The following is a 17,669-nucleotide window of genomic DNA, read 5'->3' as shown; positions in this document are numbered from 1 at the left end:
CAGAAAGTCGTCATGCGCCGGAACACTGTCCACTCCACTCGATTCGTCCCCGCCCAGATGCTCCAAAACTGTGTTCGACCACCGGTATTGCTTGCGGGACCGCCCGCAAAAGCACGGAAACAGGCCCCTCCCCCCTAAACAATGTCCCCCTTTGCGCAAATGTCATAAGAATTTTTCGGCATAGCCTTTGTAGCCATTTTTTCTTAGGACAAGTCGGAAAGTTGTTCTTAGATGTGAAGTTACAAGCGCCAATAGAGCAACCAGAAAAATAGCCAACAAATTGGCGACAGGATACAGAGCACCTAACACGGAGAAGTACCATGCGCGTCTTGACCCCCATATGCAGCGGAATGCTGCTGACGATGGCCTGCGCTTCTTCCCAGGCGATGACCCTCGCCGAAGCCATTCAGAGCACCGTCGAACGCCACCCGGAAGTCAGCGCCAGCGTGAACAACCGGCTGTCCTCGGACGAGGACATCAAGGTCGCGCGGGGCGGCTACCTGCCCACCGTCGACGTGATCGCCGGCTACGGCCGGGAACGCAGCGACAACCCGGATACCCGGGCGCAGGGCAACCACCACAAGGAAACCCTGAACTACACCGCCGCCGAGCTGCGCCTGCGACAGATGCTGTTCGACGGCTTCAACACCCCCAACGAGGTGAAACGCACCGAGGCGGTGGCCAACTCGCGGGCCTACTACATCCAGGGCACGGCGGAGAGCCTGGCGCTGCGCACCGTGGACGTCTACCTGGAAGTCCTCAAGCGCCGCGAGATGGTCGCCCTGGCGAAGAACAACCTGCAGGCCCATACCCGCATCAGCGACCAGATCGGCCTGCGCAAGCAGCGCGGCGTCGGTAGCGCGGCCGACTTCGACCAGTCCGAAGCGCGCCTGGCGCTGGCGCAGAACAACCTCTACACCGAAGAGGTCAACCTGGCCGACGCCGAAGCCAACTTCTACAGCGTGGTCGGCCGCATGCCGGACGAGCTGGTCACCCCGGCCAGCGTCCGGGGCGAGATGCCGTCGGACCTGGTCAACGCCCGGCAGGCCATGATCGACAACAACCCGCTGCTGAAATCCGCGCAGTCCGACGTCACCGCCGCCGAGAAGCAGTACGAGGTGGCCAAGTCGCCGTTCTACCCGCGCTTCGACGCCGAACTGTCCACCCGCGCCAACGACGACATGGGCGGCCAGGAAGGCCACGACACCGGATGGCGCGCCGGCCTGGCGATGAACTACAACCTGTTCAACGGCATGCGCGACAAGGCCCGCCTGCAATCCGCCGCCCACCAGATCAACCAGGCGATGGACATCCGCAACAACGCCCTGCGGCAGATCAACGAGAACGTCATGCTGGCCTGGAACGCCATGGAAAACGCCCGCCTGCAAACGCCCAAGGCGCGCGAGTACGCCGACTACACCGCGCGGGTTCGCGAGGCCTACCAGCAGCAGTTCAGCCTGGGCCAGCGCACCCTGCTCGACCTGCTGGACAGCGAGAACGAGCTGTTCACCGCCAATCGCCGCTATGTCGAGGTGCGCTACACCGAGGAGTTCTCCATGTACCGCGTGCAGGCCGCCATGGGCGAGTTGCTGCGCAAACAGGGCACCGTCCTGCCGGTCGAGGCCAACGCCCTGTCGGCGGTCAAGACCGATGCCCGCCTGCCGGACATGAAGTAGGCCGGCCCGGCCCGCCATGCACGGGCCGAGCCAGCCGGGGGGAAGTGAAGTGACCAGCATGGAACCGGCCGCCACCGAAGATCCGCGCCTCAACCACGACGACCCGTTGCTGGACGGCCTGCTGATCCTCTGCCGGCTGCACGGCTGCGTGGTCAGCCGCGGCAGCCTTTCCGCCGGCCTGCCACTGCCGCAGCAACGCCTCAGCGCCGAACTGCTGCCCCGCGCGGCGGCCCGCGCCGGCCTGCAGGCGCGCCTGCTGCGCCGCGAGCTGGAGAGCATTTCCCCGCTCAACCTGCCGGTCCTGCTGCTGCTCAAGAACGGCCGCAGCGCGGTGCTGCGCCAGCTCTCCGACGACAGCCGCGCGCTGATCCTGCCCTGCGAGGCGGAAGGCGGCGAGCAATGGGTCGAGCGCGACCAGTTGGCCGCCGAATACAGCGGCCAGGCCCTGTTCGCCCGCCCGCGCCACGAACTGGAGGAGCTGCGCACGCCGCTGCTGCCACGGGTCGAGGCCTGGTTCCGCGACACCCTCAAGCTGTCCCGCTGGCTGTATGCCGACTCGCTGCTGGCCAGCCTGCTGATCAATCTGCTCGGCCTGCTGCTGCCGCTGTTCGTCATGCAGACCTACGACCGCGTGGTGCCCAACCAGGCCACCGCGACACTCTGGGTGCTGGCCATCGGCCTGCTGCTCGCCACCCTGTTCGAACTGCTGCTGCGCGTGCTGCGCGCCCGCCTGCTGGACATCGCCGGCAAGAAGACCGACGTGGTGCTCTCCGCCACCCTGTTCGAACGCATCACCGGCATGGCGATGAAGGCGCGGCCGGCCAGCGTCGGCGGTTTCGCGCAAAGCATCCACGACTTCCAGGGCCTGCGCGAATTCCTCACCGCCGTCACCCTGACCAGCCTGATCGACCTGCCCTTCGCCATCCTGATGATCGCCGTGATCGGCCTGATCGGCGGCTGGCTGGTGGTCATCCCGCTGCTCGCCTTTCCGCTCACGGTGATCTTCGCCGTGGTGATCCAGAGCCGCCTGCGCGACACCGTGAAGAAAAGCCTGGCCCTCGCCGCCGAACGCCAGGCGCTGCTGATCGAAACCCTCGGCGGCCTGGAAACCCTCAAGGCCTGCGGCGCGGAAAGCGAGCGCCAGCACCACTGGGAAGCGACCCACGGCGCCCTCACCCGCCTCGACACCCACGCCCGCTTCCTGTCCGCCCTGGCCACCAACGGCACCCTGTTCATCCAGCAGCTCGCCGGCATGGCCACGCTGGTCGCCGGGGTCTACGCGATCTTCGAGGGCGCCCTGAGCGTCGGCGCGCTGGTCGCCTGCTACATGCTCGGCAGCCGGGTGCTCGCCCCGCTCGGGCAGATCGCCGGGCTGATCACCCGCTACCAGCAGGCGCAACTGACCATGGAAAGCACCGACGCGCTGATGGCCCTGCCCCAGGAACGCCAGGCGCGGCAGCGGCCGCTGGAACGCACCTGGCTGCGCGGCGAACTGACCCTGTCGCAGGTCACCTTCCGCTATCCCGGCCAGGCCACCCCGGCGCTGGCGGGCGTCAGCCTACGCCTGAAGGCCGGCGAACGGGTCGGCATCATCGGCCGCAGCGGCTCCGGCAAGAGCACCCTGGCGCGCCTGGTGATGGGTTTCTACGCCCCCGACGAAGGACAGATCCTGCTCGACAACCTCGACCTGCGCCAGCTCGACGTCGCCGACCTGCGCAACCAGATCGGCTACGTCGCCCACGACCTGCCGCTGCTGGCCGGCAGCCTGCGCGACAACCTGACCCTCGGCGCCCGCTACGTCAACGACGCACGCATGCTCGAAGTGGCCGAGATCACCGGCGTCGGCGAACTCGCCCGCCAGCACCCGCAAGGCTTCGACCGCCCGGTCGGCGAGCGCGGCCAACTGCTTTCCGGCGGCCAGCGCCAGGCCGTGCTGCTGGCCCGCGCGCTGCTGCTCGATCCGCCGATCCTGCTGCTCGACGAACCGACCAGCGCCATGGACAACACCAGCGAGGAAAACCTGCGCGCCCGCCTGCAGACCTGGAGCCAGGGCAAGACCCTGCTGCTGATCACCCACCGCGCCTCGATGCTCGCCCTGGTCGACCGCCTGCTGGTCCTCGACAACGGCCACCTGGTCGCCGACGGGCCGAAGGACGAGGTCATCGAGGCGCTGCGCAAGGGCCGCATCCGCCCGGTGGCGATCTGAGGGAGGCGACCATGCGCGATTATCTTTCCCGTCTCCGCCGCCGTCGCGAAGACACCGAGTTCATGCCGGAGGTGGACGGCGTCATGCGGGAGGACACGCCCCGGCTGGCGCGGCTCACCGTCTGGGCGGTCGCCGCCGTGTTGCTGGTGGCGCTGCTGTGGGCGAAATTCGCCGTGCTGGAAGAGGTCACCACCGGCGAGGGCAAGGCGATCCCGTCGAGCAAGGTGCAGGTGATCCAGAACCTCGAAGGCGGCATCGTCACCGAGATATTCGTGCGCGAAGGCCAGGTGGTGGACAAGGGCGACAAGCTGCTGCGCCTCGACGACACCCGCTACCAGTCCAACAAGGGCGAGACCGAGGCCGACCGCCTGGCGCTGCTCGCCCGCGTCGAGCGCCTGTCGGCGGAGGCCGAGGGCCGGCCGATGAAGCTGCCCGGGGAAGTCGAGCGCGACGCCGCGCAACTGGCCGCCGACGAGCTATCCCTGTACGACTCGCGGCAACGGCGGCTGGACAGCGAGAAACGCACCCTCAACGAACAGCTTCGGCAGAAGACCCAGGAACTCGCCGAGTTCAAGTCCAAGGCAGCGCAGTACCGCTCCAGCCTCGGCCTGATCCAGCAGGAGCTGAACATGTCCAGCCCGCTGGTGAGCGCCGGCGCCATCTCCGAGGTGGAAATCCTCCGCCTGCGGCGCAGCGCCGTGGAAGTGCGCGGCTCGCTGGACGCCACCACCCTGGCGATCCCCCGCGCCGAAGCGGCGATCGCCGAGATCCGGAGCAAGATCGAGGAAAGCGACCTGGTGTTCCGCTCCGACGCCGCCAAGGAACTCAACGAAGCGCGCACCGAACTGCAGAAGATCACCGCCACCAGCGTCGCCATCGAGGACCGGGTCAGCCGCACCACGGTGACCTCCCCCGTGCGCGGCATCATCAAGCAACTCAAGATCAACACCATCGGCGGCGTGGTACAGCCGGGCAGCGACATGCTGGAAATCGTGCCGCTGGAGGACAACCTGCTGATCGAGGCACGGGTACGCCCGCAGGACGTGGCCTTCCTGCATCCGGGACAGAGCGCCACGGTCAAGTTCACCGCCTACGACTACACCATCTACGGCGGCCTCAAGGCCCGGCTGGAACTGATCGGCGCCGACACCGTCACCGACGACAAGGGCAACAGCTTCTACCTGATCCAGGTACGCACCGACAAAAGCCACCTCGGCAGCGAAGAACACCCGCTGCTGATCATCCCCGGCATGGTCGCCAACGTCGGCATCATCACCGGCGAGAAGAGCGTGCTCGACTACCTGCTCAAACCGGTGCTCAAGGCACGCTGGGAAGCGATGCGCGAGCGGTGATGGGGCACGGTCTGATGGGTTGTCACCCATCCTACGGAGCTTGGGCCACGGGGTTGGGTTCAGGCACGCTCCCTCACCCCGGCCCTCTCCCAGGGGAGAGGGTGTTTTTAGCTCCGAGCCAAACCGCGACTCCGTCCAGCTCCCTCTCCCTCCGGGAGAGGGTTGGGGTGAGGGGCGGAGTTGCGTCAAGCACAAGGTTCGTCCATGCAGAGACCGTAGGATGGGTGACAACCCATCAATATCAACCCGATGGGTCACCGCCCATCCTATCCACCCGTCAACACCGCCACCGCCTCGATCTCGAACAACATTCCATCCAACGCCAGGCGCGGTACGGGGATCAACGTGCAGGTTGGCTTGGCACCAGCCCCGAAGGCCGCCTGCAATTCGGCGCCAAAGATGTGCAGGCGCTCCTCGCTGTGATCGACGATCAACACGGTCAACTTGACCACATCGCGGGTGCTGGCGCCGGCCGATTCCAGGGCGATGCGCAGGTTGCCCAGTGCCTGGCGCACCTGGGTGGCGAAATCCGCCGACAGGCGCCCTTGCTCGTCCTCGCCGCCCTGCCCGGCGACGAACACCAGGCGCGCGCCCGGCGCCACGCTGGCCACGTGGGAATAGCCGTTGGGCGCGGGATCGTAGAGGCCGGCCGGATTGTTCAGGGTGAAAAGCGAATGGCTCATGACGCGACTCCTTGTGATGGTTCATCAATACGTCGATACGACGAACGCCATCGTGACATTCACTCGCCGTGATTGCGCCGGAAGGTCTCCTCGCCCATCGCCGCGATCTGCCCGTCGATCAGCGCCTCGAACGGTGCCAGCAGGGCATCGTAGCGCCGTGGTGCCTCGACGATCTCCAGCGCGGCGACGACCGCCTCGAGGGTCGACAGCGCCCCTTCCATCGGTGCCTTGCGCAACCGGTAGCGCGAGGTCAGCCCCTCCGGCAGGGCGACGCGCGGCAGCGCCTCCAGCGACGGATTGAGGTACAGCAGCTTGCGCGCCTTGCGCCAAGTGCCGTCCGGCACCACCAGCAGCAACGGCTCGACGCCCTGCTCCGCGAACCCGGCCAGTGGCTGTGCCTGTTCGCCGGGGAACAGCAGGCAGGAGCGGTAGCCCGGCCGGGCCAGGCGCTCCTCCAGATCGTCGAAACGTTCGCCGACCAGCAACTCGGCATTGCGCAGGCCGAGCGCCGCCAGCCGCGCGGTGTTCAGCGCGTGGCGGGTTTCGCTGGGGTGCTGAAGGATCAACACCCGCGCGCGGCTGTCCAGGGACGGGATCAGGGCGCACAGGCAGTGGTCGAGCGGGCGGGCGCAACGAGGGCAGGATGGGCGTGACATGGGCGTATTCTGGCACAGCTCGCTACGCTGTTTACCGGGTTACTCGCTGGTGCGAACACCATCTCACACTGCCCCGTCGCGCTCACGCACGCGGAAGCCCGGTGTGTAGGATGGGCCGGAAAGCCGCTGACATTCCCCAGGAGCCGCGATGATCACCGTCCACCACCTCAACAACTCCCGCTCGCAGCGCGTGCTCTGGCTGCTCGAAGAGCTGGGGCTGCCCTACACCGTCAAGTACTACCAGCGCGACCCGAAGACCATGCTCGCCCCGCCGGAGCTGCGCGCCGTGCACCCGCTGGGCAAGTCGCCGGTGATCAACGATGGCGAACTGGTGCTCGCCGAGTCGGGGGCGATCATCGAGTACCTGGTGGAGCGCTACGGCGACGGCCGCCTGCAACCGGCCGACAGCGGCGCGCGCCTGCTGTACCGCTACTGGCTGCATTACGCCGAGGGTTCGGCGATGCCACCGCTGCTGCTCAAGCTGGTGTTCGACCGCATCGAGAACGGCCCGCTGCCGTTCTTCATCAAGCCGTTCGCCAGGCTCATCGCCGGCAAGGCGAAGAGCAACTTCATCCAGCCACAGATCGACAATCACCTCGCCTACCTCGAAGGGGCGCTGGCCGACGGCGACTGGTTCGCCGGCAATGAATTCAGCGCCGCCGACATCCAGATGAGCTTCCCGCTGGAAGCCGCCCAGGCCCGTGGCGGGCTGGACAGCCGCTACCCGAGGCTCAGCGCCTTTCTCCAGCGCATCCACGCCCGCCCGGCCTACCAACGGGCGCTGGACCAGGGCGGGCCCTACGAACTGCTCGGCTGACGAACGCCAGCCGTAGGGTGGAAGCCGCTTTTCACTTCCACCGCAGGGGGCAAGACGATAGCTCGGAGTCAGGACGAAGCACCGCCCCTCACCCTAGCCCTCTCCCGGAGGGAGAGGGGATTATTCCGTGTAGCGCTCAAGTCTGTTCTCAATCCACGCCTCTGTGGGGCTGAGGCTTCGGCTGACAAGCACCAGACCGTAGGGTGGAAGTCGCTTTTCACTTCCACCGCAGGGGGCTAGACGATAGCTCGGAGTCAGGACGAAGCACTGCCCCTCACCCTAGCCCTCTCCCGGGGGGAGAGGGGATTGTTCCGTGTAGCGCTCAAGTCTGTGCTCAATCCGCGCCTCTGTGGGGCTGAGGCTTCGGCTGACAAGCACCAGACCGTAGGGTGGAAGTCGCTTTTCACTTCCACCGCAGGGGGCAAGACGACAGTTCGGAGTCAGGACGAAGCACCGCCCCTCACCCTAGCCCTCTCCCGGAGGGAGAGGGGATTATTCCGTGTAGCGCTCAAGTCTGTTCTCAATCCGCGCCTCTGTGGGGCTGAGGCTGTCGCCGCTGGTTGAGCTGGCACGGTCTGCTCCCTCTCCCCCCGGGAGAGGGTTGGGGTGAGGGGTGGACCATGGGCAAACACAACGTCTTCGCCCGCAAGGTGGCCTTCCTTGCGGTGGAAAACGCTTCGCGGTTTTCCACCCTACGGGCCCCTCGCCGTCAGTCGAGGGGTTGCGGGCGGGCGTGCTTTTTCAGGAAGCCAACCAGCAGCCGGGCGGACGGTGGCACGCTCCGGTCATCGAAGGCGACCGAGACCGGCGGCTCGCCTTCGATGGTGATCTCGTACTGCTGCAGGTCCCGCGCCTCGGCGGAGAACTGCGTCTCGCAGGCGGAAATGCCGCTCTCGCGCACCAGGCGTTCGAGCTCCTGCGCCTCGTCCTTCGTCAGGTTCGAGGTATCGAGCACGCAGCCCTTGACCACGCCGACGAAACCTCCGGATTGCACAAAGCGGACTTTCATGATTCGTCCTCACACCGCGATGCCGACCTGCTTCCAGGCCGCCTTGACCGCCTTCTTCGCCGCCGCCCCGTACTTGCCCTGGCCGGCGATCTGCACGCTGAGCCGGGCACACTCCTCGAAGCTGCTGTTGGCGCCGAGCTGCAGCAGGGTCTCGTACCAGATGCGCCCGGCGACCTCCCAGGCGGGACCGCCGAGCGCCTTGGCGGCGAGCACGAAGGCCCGGTTGGGAATCCCCGAGTTGATGTGCACGCCGCCGTTGTCACGCGGCCCAGTATAGAGCCCGGACATATGCGCCGGCTGCGGGTCGGTGCCCAGCTCGGGGTCGTCGACGAAGGCCGTGCCGGGGTTCTCCATGTCGCGGATGCCGCGCCGGGTCGGCGCCGGGACCAGCACGTCCGCGCCGATCAACCAGTCGGCACTTTCCGCCGCCTCGCCGCGCTTCCACTGCCGGACCAGGATGCCGAACACATCGGAAAAGTGCTCGTTGAGCGCACCCGACTGGCCGGCATAGGTCAGGTTGCTGGTGAATGCCTGCACGCCGTGGGTCAGTTCGTGGCCGATCACGTCCAGGGAACGGGTGAAGCGCTGGAACACGCTGCCGTCGCCGTCCCCGTAGGCCATCTGCCGGCCGTTCCAGAAGGCGTTGTTCATCGGCGCGTACTCGCCGTTATAGTCCGCTTCGGCGACGTGCACGGTGGACACCAGGCTCATGCCGTTGTCATCCAGTGAGTTGCGGCCGAACAGCGCCTGGAAGAAGTCGTAGGTATCGCCGCTGCCCTCGTAGGCTTCATCCACCGCCGGGTCGCCGCTGGCCGCCAGCCCCTCCGAGCGCACCAGCACGCCGGGCAGGCGGTCGGTCTGCTGGGCGTCGTAGACCAGGCGGTGGCGGTCGGGCCCCGGCGAGCGGCTGGCGATCATCCCCGGCATGCCCTGGACCGTCGCCCGTACGGCGCGGAAGGCGCTGCCCGCCGACAGGTTGGCGATCGCCCAGCAGCGCACCTTGGGATCGGCCGACTGGGCCAGGCGCTCGATGATGTAGGGCGGGACGATGCAATGGATCGGATTACGCGTGCACATGGACTGCTCCTTGCGTCTGTTCCTTTCCTGTCTGGACCGGGCCGCTCCGCCAAGGTTCCGCTCAGTTTCGCCGGGACTGAAGTATCGCGTAGGGTGCGCCGTGCGCACCGGAACGTTCGATACCGCCAATATTTCGGTGTGCACGGCGCACCGGCTGGCCTAGCGCGGCGGGTTGAGCTGCGCCTTCAACAGGTCGCGGAAGGTCTGGATCAGCGGTTCGCGGCTGCGCCCCCGGCGCAGGATCAACGAGAACGGCGCCTGGTAGCCGAAGGTCGCCGGCAGCAGCACGCGCAGGCGCTTCTGCTCGATCCAGGAATGCGCGTAGTGCTCGGGCAGGTAGCCGATGTAGGCGCCGGACAGCACCAGGATCAGTTGCGCCTCCATGCTCTCCACCGTCGCCGCGCTGTGCTTGAAGCCGTGCCGCGCCAGTTCGGCCTGGCTCCAGTAGCCGCGACCGACCATGCGCTGCTGGGTGATCACCTCGGCCGGGATGCGCCGCTCGCCGAACAGCGGATGGCGGTCGCTGCAATACAGCCAGTGCTGCTCGCGGTACAGCGGCTGGTAGACCAGCCCGTTCATGCGCGTGGAGAAAGCGCCGATGGCCAGGTCCAGGCGGTTGTCGAGCACCGCCAGTTGCAGTTCGTAGGGGCTCAGCACCGCCAGGTGCAGGTGCACGGCGGGATGCTCGCGGTTGTAGGCGCCGATCACCTCGGCCAGCGGCAGGGCCGGGTCGCTCACCGTGGCGTCCAGCACGCCGAGGTTCAGGGTGCCGCGCAGTTCGCCCTTGAGCGCCGCCGAGTAGCGCTCGAAGCCTTCCAGCTCGCCGAACAGGCGCAGGGTTTCCTGGTAGAACAGCTCGCCCTTGCTGGTCAGGCTGAAGCCGCCACGGCCACGGTGGCAGAGGGTCAGGCCCAGTTGCCCTTCCAACTGGCTCATGTAGGTGCTGATCGCCGAGGTGGACAGGTTCAGTTCCTGCTGCGCGGCGGCGAAACCCTGGTTGCGCACCACGCTGACGAAGATGCGCAGCAGTTTCAGGTCGGGCAAGGCGGTCTGCATCGGATGGTTCCAGGCGTAGGGTGGGCCGGGCGGCGCTCCGCTTCAGCCCGGCACTCCACTTGGTGGGCTTCGCCCACCCTACTCGGTTCGCATTAGTTTAGAAATTCCTGAACCAATTTTTTGCTTCCGGCGATTTTTCCCCGAAGCATCCCGGCCAAGAATCCACCGACCTAGGTTCGTACGAAAAATCGCCGAGCGAAGGTCAGGCAGTTTTCGTACAGAACCTCACCATTAAAACCACAACAATAGTGAGGCCCGCCGTGGACAACACCTTCCACCAGCCCCTGGGCGGCAACGAGATGCCCCGCTTCGGCGGCATCGCCACCATGATGCGCCTGCCGCACATCCAGACTTCCGAGGAAAAACGCCGACTGGACGCCGCCTTCGTCGGCGTGCCGCTGGACATCGGCACCTCGCTGCGCTCCGGCACCCGCTTCGGCCCCCGCGAGATCCGCGCCCAGTCGGTGATGATCCGCCCCTACAACATGGCCACCGGCGCCGCGCCCTTCGACTCGATCAACGTGGCCGACATCGGCGACGTGGCGATCAACACCTTCAACATGGCCGAGGCCGTGCGCATCATCGAGGAGTCCTACGACGACATCCTCGAACACGGCATCAAGCCGCTGACCCTGGGCGGCGACCACACCATCACCCTGCCGATCCTGCGGGCGATCCGCAAGAAATACGGCAAGGTCGGCCTGGTCCACGTCGACGCCCACGCCGACGTCAACGACGAGATGTTCGGCGAGAAGATCGCCCACGGCACCACCTTCCGCCGCGCCGTCGAAGAAGGCCTGCTGGACTGCGACCGCGTGGTGCAGATCGGCCTGCGCGCCCAGGGCTACACCGCCGAGGACTTCAACTGGAGCCGCAAGCAGGGCTTCCGCGTGGTGCAGGCCGAGGAATGCTGGCACAAGTCGCTGCAGCCGCTGATGGCCGAAGTGCGCGAGAAGGTCGGCGGCGGCCCGGTGTACCTGTCCTTCGACATCGACGGCATCGACCCGGCCTGGGCGCCCGGCACCGGCACCCCGGAGATCGGCGGCCTGACCACCATCCAGGCGATGGAAATCATCCGCGGCTGCCACGGCCTGGACCTGGTCGGCGGCGACCTGGTGGAGGTCTCCCCGCCCTACGACACCACCGGCAACACCTCGCTGCTCGGCGCCAACCTGCTGTACGAGATGCTCTGCGTGCTGCCGGGCGTGCAGCGCCACTGAGCGCGCCACGCGGAAACGATCCGCCCGGGCCGCCGCCTCCGGCCCGGGCTCGCAACGACAACAATTACAACACCAAGAGGGCTCTCCCCATGGCTCTGGATCTCTTCGTCGTCCTCCTCTACGTCGCCGCCATGCTCGCGCTCGGCTGGTACGGCATGCGCCGCGCCAAGACCCGCGAGGACTACCTGGTCGCCGGCCGCAACCTCGGCCCCGGCTTCTATCTGGGCACCATGGCCGCCACCGTGCTCGGCGGCGCCTCGACCATCGGCACCGTGCGCCTCGGCTACGTGCACGGCATCTCCGGCTTCTGGCTGTGCGCCGCGCTCGGCCTGGGCATCATCGGCATCAGCCTGTTCCTCGCCAAGCCGCTGCTCAAGCTGAAGATCTACACCGTCACCCAGGTGCTGGAACGCCGCTACAACCCCACCGCCCGCCACGCCAGCGCGGCCATCATGCTGGTCTACGCGCTGATGATCGCCGCCACCTCGACCATCGCCATCGGTACGGTGATGGAAGTGCTGTTCGGCATGCCGTTCTGGACCGCGATCCTTATCGGCGGCGGCATCGTGGTGCTCTACTCGACCATCGGCGGCATGTGGTCGCTGACCCTCACCGACATCGTGCAGTTCATGATCATGACCGTCGGCCTGGTGTTCGTCCTCATGCCCCTGTCGATCGCCGACGCCGGCGGCTGGGACGCCCTGGTCGCCGCCCTGCCGGCCAGCGCCTTCGAGTTCACCGCGATCGGCTGGGACACCATCGTCACCTACTTCCTGATCTACTTCTTCGGCATCTTCATCGGCCAGGACATCTGGCAGCGGGTGTTCACCGCGCGCAGTGAGCGGATCGCCAGGGTCGCCGGCAGCGCCGCCGGCATCTACTGCGTGCTCTACGGCCTGGCCATGGCACTGATCGGCATGGCCGCCAAGGTCCTGCTGCCGGAGCTGGACAACGTCAACAACGCCTTCGCCAGCGTGGTGCAGATCAGCCTGCCGGACGGTATCCGTGGCCTGGTGGTGGCCGCCGCCCTGGCCGCGCTGATGTCCACCGCCAGCGCCGGCCTGCTGGCCGCCTCGACCACCGCCGCCCAGGACCTCTGGCCGCTGCTCGGCGGCCGCGACGAGGCGGAAGGCAGCGCCCACGTCAACCGCGTGTTCACCCTGCTGATGGGCCTGGCGACCCTCGGTATCGCGCTGGTGGTCAGCGACGTGATCAGCGCCCTGACCATGGCCTACAACCTGCTGGTCGGCGGCATGCTCATCCCGCTGCTGGGCGCCATCTACTGGAAGCGCGCGAGCACCGCCGGCGCCATCTCCAGCATGGCCCTGGGCAGCCTGGTCGCGCTGGCCTTCATGCTCAAGGACGGCCTCGACGCCAACACCCCGATCTACTACGGCCTCGCGGTGGGCGTCGCGAGCTTCGTGGTGATCAGCCTGCTGTCGCGCAGGAAGGAAGTCCCGGCCGCACGCCTGGCTTGAGTCACCCCTTGGCGATTCCGGTTCCCCGGCCGGAATCGCCTTTTTTCCATCTCCATATGGAAGGTATCGCGATGACCACCTGCGGCGAATTCCTCGTCAAGCAACTCGAAGCCCGGGGCGTCGACACCGTGTTCGGCATCCCCGGCGTGCACACCGTCGAGCTGTACCGTGGCCTGCCGGGCAGCCGCATCCGCCACGTCACGCCGCGCCACGAACAGGGCGCCGGCTTCATGGCCGACGGCTACGCGCGGGTCAGCGGCAAGCCCGGCGTGTGCTTCATCATCACCGGGCCGGGGATGACCAACATCCTCACCGCCATGGCCCAGGCCTACGCCGACTCCATCCCCATGCTGGTGATCTCCAGCGTCAACGAGCGCGAGCGCCTCGGCCTGGGCAACGGCTACCTGCACGAACTGCCGGACCAGCGCCGGCTGACTTCCGGGGTGAGCGCCTTCAGCCACACGCTGATGAGCGTCGAGGCACTGCCGGCGGTGCTGGCCCGCGCCTTCGCCGTGTTCGCCAGCGAACGACCACGCCCGGTGCACATCGAACTGCCGCTGGACATCATCACCGCGCCGGCCGATCACCTGCGCCTGGCACACAGACCGGAACTGCGCCGCCCTGCTCCCAACCGCAGCCTGCTGCGCGAAGCGGCGACGCTGCTGAAGAACGCCAAGCGGCCCCTGCTGCTGCTCGGCGGCGGCTGTGTCGAGGCAAGCGCCGAAGCACGCGCCCTGGCCCAGGCACTGGACGCCCCGACCGCGCTGACCATCAACGCCAAGGGCCTGTTGCCGCCGGGCCATCCGCTGCTGCTCGGCAGCAACCAGTCGCTGCCGCCGGTGCGCGCCCTGGCCAGGGATGCCGACGTGGTGCTGGCGATCGGCACCGAGCTGGGCGAGACCGACTACGACGTGGTGTTCGACGGTGGATTCGAGATCGGCGGCGCGCTGATCCGCATCGACATCGACGCCCAGCAACTGCTGCGCAACCACCTGCCGCACCTGGCCATCCTGGGCGACGCGCGCCTGGCCATGCGCATGCTGCTGGCCGACCTGCCGGCAGGCGAGCTCAGCCCGAACAGCCCCGGCGCCCAGCGAGCCGCCACCGCGCGGGCGCAACTGGCCGAGAGCTTCGAGGGCTGGACGAACTATCGCCGGCTGTTCGACACCATTCTCCAGGCGTTGCCGCAGGCGCGCTTCGTCGGCGATTCGACGCAAACCGTGTACAGCGGCAACCACCTGGTGGAACTGGACGGCCCGCGCCGCTGGTTCAACTCCTCCACCGGCTACGGCACCCTCGGCTACGGCCTGCCGGCGGCCATCGGCGCCAGGCTGGCGGAGCCGCAGCGCCCGGTGGTCTGCCTGATCGGCGACGGAGGCCTGCAATTCAGCCTGCCGGAACTGGCCAGCGCGGTGGAGGCCAGGGTGGGCATCGTGGTGCTGCTGTGGAACAACCAGGGCTACGGCGAGATCAAGCGCTACATGGAGCGGCGCGACATCACCCCGATCGGTGTGGACATCCACACCCCGGACTTCCTCGCCATCGCCCGAGGCTTCGGCTGCGCCGCCGAACGCGCCCGCGACCACGCCCACCTGGCCGAACTGCTGCGCAATGCGCCAGCCGACCGACCGTTGCTGATCGAGGTACAGGAAGCCCCGCCATTCGCCTAGCCATGTCATGACCGTAGGGTGCCGCGATCATGAGGTCGAGCATGTAGCCCGGATGAAATCCGGGGGCATGGACTCGCCGGTCTCCCCGGATTGCATCCGGGCTACGGAGTTCGTTTCGTGCCCGGGCGCTGGGCTCGGAGTTGAATTCACCCACGCTCCCTCACCCCATCCTTTCCCCAATAAAATGGGCCGGAACACCATCCCCCTCCCCAGGTTGATGGGTCCGGCCCGGTCCCGCCCTTACTGCAAACCGCTAATGACTCAGCCACTCCAGCGCCGAGGGTTGTGACACCAACAATTAATAGCACAAAGCCATCATGCGCAGGATAACGCTCATACCAACGTGATCAGCACGCCCCCGGGAACCTTGAGGGGACGCGAAACCGGACCGACCAACGGTCTTCCTGGTGGAACGAGCGGATGGGGGGATGAGAGTGGAATGAACCGGGAACGCCGGCGCGAAAAAGCGATCGCGCCGTGCGGTCAGGCACCTGGGGAAGGTGCCCGGGGTGAAGCGATGACGGCGGCTTGCCTCAGCGCTGACGACGCTCCTCGGCCAGGCGGCGCTGTTCGTCGCTGCGAACCGGCACCGGTTGCAGACGTGGTACCTCGATCAGGCCCAGCGCTGCGCCCAGTTGCGACAGCCATGCGTTCAGTCGACGTTTCATGATGCCCCTCCTGAGATCGGTGGTCGGGCGGCCCTTGCTTCTTGGGCCGCCCTCAACAGGAGCTTAGTCGCTCCCGGTAGAACAAGGTTACGTCCGTTACGATTTCCCCGGCATGACTTAAGTCATGCCGGGGTGGATTGGCTGGCCGCTCGACTCCCCCTGTCGGTGCGCGCGGCGCGCCCTGCCTACAGGGCCAGCAGCGCCTCGGGCTCTTCCTTGCGCCGGTAGGGGAAGACGTCGATCACCTTGCCGGCGCGGATCTTCTCCTGCAGGCCTTTCCAGTACTCGGCGTCGTAGAGGTCGCCGTGCAGCTTGCTGAACAGCCGGCGCTGCTGGAGGTCGGCGAACAGGAACGGCGGGAACTCCTCGGGGAACACGTCGTTGGGCGCGATGGAGTACCACGGCTCGGAGGCCATCTCGTCCTCCGGGTAGCGCGGCGGCGGGATCTTGCGGAAGTTGACCTCGGTGAGGAAGCAGATCTCGTCGTAGTCGTAGAACACCACGCGGCCGTGGCGGGTGACGCCGAAGTTCTTCAGCAGCATGTCGCCGGGGAAGATGTTGGCCGCCGCCAGTTGCTTGATGGCCAGGCCGTAGTCCTCCAGGGCCTCGTGCACCTGGGCCTCGTTGGCGTGTTCCAGGTAGATGTTCAGCGGGGTCATGCGCCGCTCGGTCCAGCAGTGGCGGATCAGCACGGTATCGCCGTTCTCGATCTCCACCGTGGAGGGCGCCACTTCGAGCAGTTCGGCCAGGCATTCTGGATCGAATTTCGCCTTGGGGAAGCGAAAATCGGCGAATTCCTGGGTATCCGCCATGCGCCCGACGCGATCGACGCTCTTCACCAGCCGGTACTTCTCGATCACCGTGTTGCGGTCGACGTTCTTCGACGGCGCGAAGCGGTCCTTGATGATCTTGAACACCGTGTTGAAGCCCGGCAGGGTGAACACGCTCATCACCATGCCGCGCACGCCGGGGGCCATGATGAACTTGTCGTCGGTGTTCGCCAGGTGGTTGATCAGCGACCGGTAGAACTCCGACTTGCCGTGCTTGTAGAAGCCGATCGAGGTGTACAGCTCGGCGATGTGCTTGCCCGGCAGGATGCGCTTGAGGAAGCCGATGAATTCCGCCGGCACCGGCACGTCGACCATGAAGTACGAGCGGGTGAAGGAGAAGATGATCGACACTTCCGCCTCGTCGGTGATCAGCGCGTCGGCCTGGATGCCGTGCCCTTCGCGGTGCAGCAGCGGGATGACCAGCGGCCACTGCTCGTCGCGGGTGTAGATGCGGCCGACCAGGTAGGCGCCCTTGTTGCGGTAGAGCGTCGAGGAGAACAGCTCGATGCACAGCTCCGGGTCCTTGCACACCCAGTCCGGCAGGCTGGCACGCAACTGGCCTTCGAGGCGCTCGATGTCGCGCGGCAGGTCGTCGTAGGCAACGCTGAAGCGGTAGTCGTCGAGGATCTGTTCGAGGGTGCCGGCCAGGTTCAGGCGCGGCAGGTAGCTGCGGGTCTGCGCCGCGCGCTCGTGGGAGCGCAGCGACGGTCGCGTGGTGTGGATGAACATGCAGCCGTCGCTGATCAGGTCGTGGCTGAACAGGCTGCAGAAGATCGAGTTGTACCAGGTCTCGGCCAGTTCATCGTCGAAGCGTACGTCGATCAGGCCGATATAGGCACTCTTCACCAGCGGCCATTGCTGCACGTCGAGCAGCACCTCCGCATTGACGGCGTCGTGCAGGCGCTGGCTGACCTCGGCGACCTTCTCCTCATAGAGGGCGATCCGCGCCGCCGCGGCGCGCTGGGTTTCCACCCATTGCGCCTGCTCGAAGCGAGCCCGGGCGCCGTCGGTGATCCGGTGGAAATGGGCGCGATAGTCGTCGAAGCCATCGAGGATCAAACGGGCGATATCGGCGGCCGGCCAGTTCTGGGGCATGGAAGAGCCTCTGGAGGATCAGTCGGAATGGCGAGCTTAGCCAGTGGCCGCGCGAAGTGAAAGCATGCTGCTGCGGGTCGGCTCGCCGGCGGCAACTGTACCGGTAATTCGAGCGCAAGTTGCGGATTGCGCCGCCACCCGGGCCGGGCGATGCTGCCCCTCCCCCGCCAGGAGCC

The 17,669-nt window shown here is 66.9% G+C and carries 14 protein-coding genes; 7 read left to right on the top strand and 7 right to left on the bottom strand.

Annotation, left to right across the window (positions count from 1 at the left end; all coding sequences use genetic code 11):
* Positions 1-320: 320 nt before the first annotated feature.
* Genes PSEWESI4_RS19905 through PSEWESI4_RS19895 form a run of 3 tightly spaced genes read left to right on the top strand, consistent with a single transcriptional unit; the run spans position 321 to position 5,234 of the window.
* Positions 321-1,676, top strand: a complete 1,356-nt coding sequence (locus PSEWESI4_RS19905; protein ID WP_187672967.1) for a TolC family outer membrane protein — start codon at positions 321-323, stop codon at positions 1,674-1,676.
* A gap of 49 nt (positions 1,677-1,725) precedes the next feature.
* A complete protein-coding gene (locus PSEWESI4_RS19900) occupies positions 1,726-3,882 on the top strand; it encodes a type I secretion system permease/ATPase (RefSeq protein ID WP_187672966.1) in 2,157 nt (718 codons plus the stop codon).
* An 11-nt stretch (positions 3,883-3,893) separates the two neighbouring features.
* The gene (locus PSEWESI4_RS19895; RefSeq protein WP_187672965.1) at positions 3,894-5,234 is read left to right on the top strand and encodes an HlyD family type I secretion periplasmic adaptor subunit; all 1,341 of its coding nucleotides are present in this window, start codon (positions 3,894-3,896) and stop codon (positions 5,232-5,234) included.
* 266 nt (positions 5,235-5,500) lie between these two features.
* On the opposite strand, the gene PSEWESI4_RS19890 is transcribed toward PSEWESI4_RS19895, so the two are convergent.
* Both PSEWESI4_RS19890 and PSEWESI4_RS19885 read right to left on the bottom strand, forming a co-directional pair.
* The gene (locus tag PSEWESI4_RS19890; protein ID WP_187672964.1) at positions 5,501-5,917 is read right to left on the bottom strand and encodes a RidA family protein; all 417 of its coding nucleotides are present in this window, start codon (positions 5,915-5,917) and stop codon (positions 5,501-5,503) included.
* Positions 5,918-5,976: 59 nt separating this feature from the next.
* Entirely contained in the window at positions 5,977-6,573 is a 597-nt protein-coding gene (locus PSEWESI4_RS19885; protein ID WP_187672963.1) for a tRNA-uridine aminocarboxypropyltransferase, read from the bottom strand.
* Between the two features lie 148 nt (positions 6,574-6,721).
* Between PSEWESI4_RS19885 and PSEWESI4_RS19880 the strand changes: the two genes are divergently transcribed.
* Positions 6,722-7,390: a glutathione S-transferase family protein gene (locus PSEWESI4_RS19880; RefSeq protein WP_187672962.1), complete on the top strand. Its 669-nt coding sequence runs from the start codon at positions 6,722-6,724 to the stop codon at positions 7,388-7,390.
* A 709-nt stretch (positions 7,391-8,099) separates the two neighbouring features.
* Here the strand turns inward: PSEWESI4_RS19880 and PSEWESI4_RS19875 are convergent.
* From PSEWESI4_RS19875 to PSEWESI4_RS19865, 3 genes are all read right to left on the bottom strand, one after another.
* Positions 8,100-8,399: a protealysin inhibitor emfourin gene (locus PSEWESI4_RS19875; RefSeq protein WP_187672961.1), complete on the bottom strand. Its 300-nt coding sequence runs from the start codon at positions 8,397-8,399 to the stop codon at positions 8,100-8,102.
* A 9-nt stretch (positions 8,400-8,408) separates the two neighbouring features.
* The gene (locus PSEWESI4_RS19870; RefSeq protein ID WP_187672960.1) at positions 8,409-9,476 is read right to left on the bottom strand and encodes a M4 family metallopeptidase; all 1,068 of its coding nucleotides are present in this window, start codon (positions 9,474-9,476) and stop codon (positions 8,409-8,411) included.
* 159 nt (positions 9,477-9,635) lie between these two features.
* Complete coding sequence (locus PSEWESI4_RS19865; RefSeq protein WP_187672959.1) at positions 9,636-10,532, bottom strand: LysR family transcriptional regulator; 897 nt, start codon at positions 10,530-10,532, stop codon at positions 9,636-9,638.
* 260 nt (positions 10,533-10,792) lie between these two features.
* Here PSEWESI4_RS19865 and speB point away from each other — a divergent pair, with 260 nt between their 5' ends.
* The 3 genes from speB to PSEWESI4_RS19850 all read left to right on the top strand — a co-directional run bounded on the left by speB (position 10,793) and on the right by PSEWESI4_RS19850 (position 14,900).
* Entirely contained in the window at positions 10,793-11,752 is a 960-nt protein-coding gene (gene speB, locus PSEWESI4_RS19860) for an agmatinase (RefSeq protein ID WP_187672958.1), read from the top strand.
* A gap of 89 nt (positions 11,753-11,841) precedes the next feature.
* Positions 11,842-13,230, top strand: a complete 1,389-nt coding sequence (locus PSEWESI4_RS19855; RefSeq protein WP_187672957.1) for a sodium:solute symporter — start codon at positions 11,842-11,844, stop codon at positions 13,228-13,230.
* Between the two features lie 71 nt (positions 13,231-13,301).
* Positions 13,302-14,900, top strand: coding sequence for a 5-guanidino-2-oxopentanoate decarboxylase (locus PSEWESI4_RS19850; RefSeq protein WP_187672956.1), 1,599 nt, complete (start codon positions 13,302-13,304; stop codon positions 14,898-14,900).
* A 533-nt stretch (positions 14,901-15,433) separates the two neighbouring features.
* Here PSEWESI4_RS19850 and PSEWESI4_RS25305 read toward each other — a convergent pair.
* Positions 15,434-15,568, bottom strand: coding sequence for a PA1414 family protein (locus PSEWESI4_RS25305; RefSeq protein ID WP_268960806.1), 135 nt, complete (start codon positions 15,566-15,568; stop codon positions 15,434-15,436).
* A 185-nt stretch (positions 15,569-15,753) separates the two neighbouring features.
* Entirely contained in the window at positions 15,754-17,493 is a 1,740-nt protein-coding gene (gene aceK, locus PSEWESI4_RS19845; protein ID WP_187672955.1) for a bifunctional isocitrate dehydrogenase kinase/phosphatase, read from the bottom strand.
* Positions 17,494-17,669 lie beyond the last annotated feature (176 nt).

Source organism: Zestomonas carbonaria, assembly GCF_904061905.1.
Lineage (GTDB): Bacteria > Pseudomonadota > Gammaproteobacteria > Pseudomonadales > Pseudomonadaceae > Aquipseudomonas > Aquipseudomonas carbonaria.
This window is presented reverse-complemented; position numbering and strand designations above follow the sequence as displayed.

Excerpts from the sequence above, each read along its gene's own strand:
- PSEWESI4_RS19905 (WP_187672967.1), top strand. The coding sequence starts at position 321 with ATGCGCGTCTTGACCCCCATATGCAGCGGAATGCTGCTGACGATGGCC.
- PSEWESI4_RS19850 (WP_187672956.1), top strand. The coding sequence starts at position 13,302 with ATGACCACCTGCGGCGAATTCCTCGTCAAGCAACTCGAAGCCCGGGGC.
- PSEWESI4_RS19875 (WP_187672961.1), bottom strand. The coding sequence starts at position 8,399 with ATGAAAGTCCGCTTTGTGCAATCCGGAGGTTTCGTCGGCGTGGTCAAG.
- PSEWESI4_RS25305 (WP_268960806.1), bottom strand. The coding sequence starts at position 15,568 with ATGAAACGTCGACTGAACGCATGGCTGTCGCAACTGGGCGCAGCGCTG.
- aceK (WP_187672955.1), bottom strand. The coding sequence starts at position 17,493 with ATGCCCCAGAACTGGCCGGCCGCCGATATCGCCCGTTTGATCCTCGAT.
- PSEWESI4_RS19895 (WP_187672965.1), top strand. The coding sequence starts at position 3,894 with ATGCGCGATTATCTTTCCCGTCTCCGCCGCCGTCGCGAAGACACCGAG.
- PSEWESI4_RS19880 (WP_187672962.1), top strand. The coding sequence starts at position 6,722 with ATGATCACCGTCCACCACCTCAACAACTCCCGCTCGCAGCGCGTGCTC.
- PSEWESI4_RS19865 (WP_187672959.1), bottom strand. The coding sequence starts at position 10,532 with ATGCAGACCGCCTTGCCCGACCTGAAACTGCTGCGCATCTTCGTCAGC.
- PSEWESI4_RS19870 (WP_187672960.1), bottom strand. The coding sequence starts at position 9,476 with ATGTGCACGCGTAATCCGATCCATTGCATCGTCCCGCCCTACATCATC.
- PSEWESI4_RS19890 (WP_187672964.1), bottom strand. The coding sequence starts at position 5,917 with ATGAGCCATTCGCTTTTCACCCTGAACAATCCGGCCGGCCTCTACGAT.
- PSEWESI4_RS19855 (WP_187672957.1), top strand. The coding sequence starts at position 11,842 with ATGGCTCTGGATCTCTTCGTCGTCCTCCTCTACGTCGCCGCCATGCTC.
- PSEWESI4_RS19885 (WP_187672963.1), bottom strand. The coding sequence starts at position 6,573 with ATGTCACGCCCATCCTGCCCTCGTTGCGCCCGCCCGCTCGACCACTGC.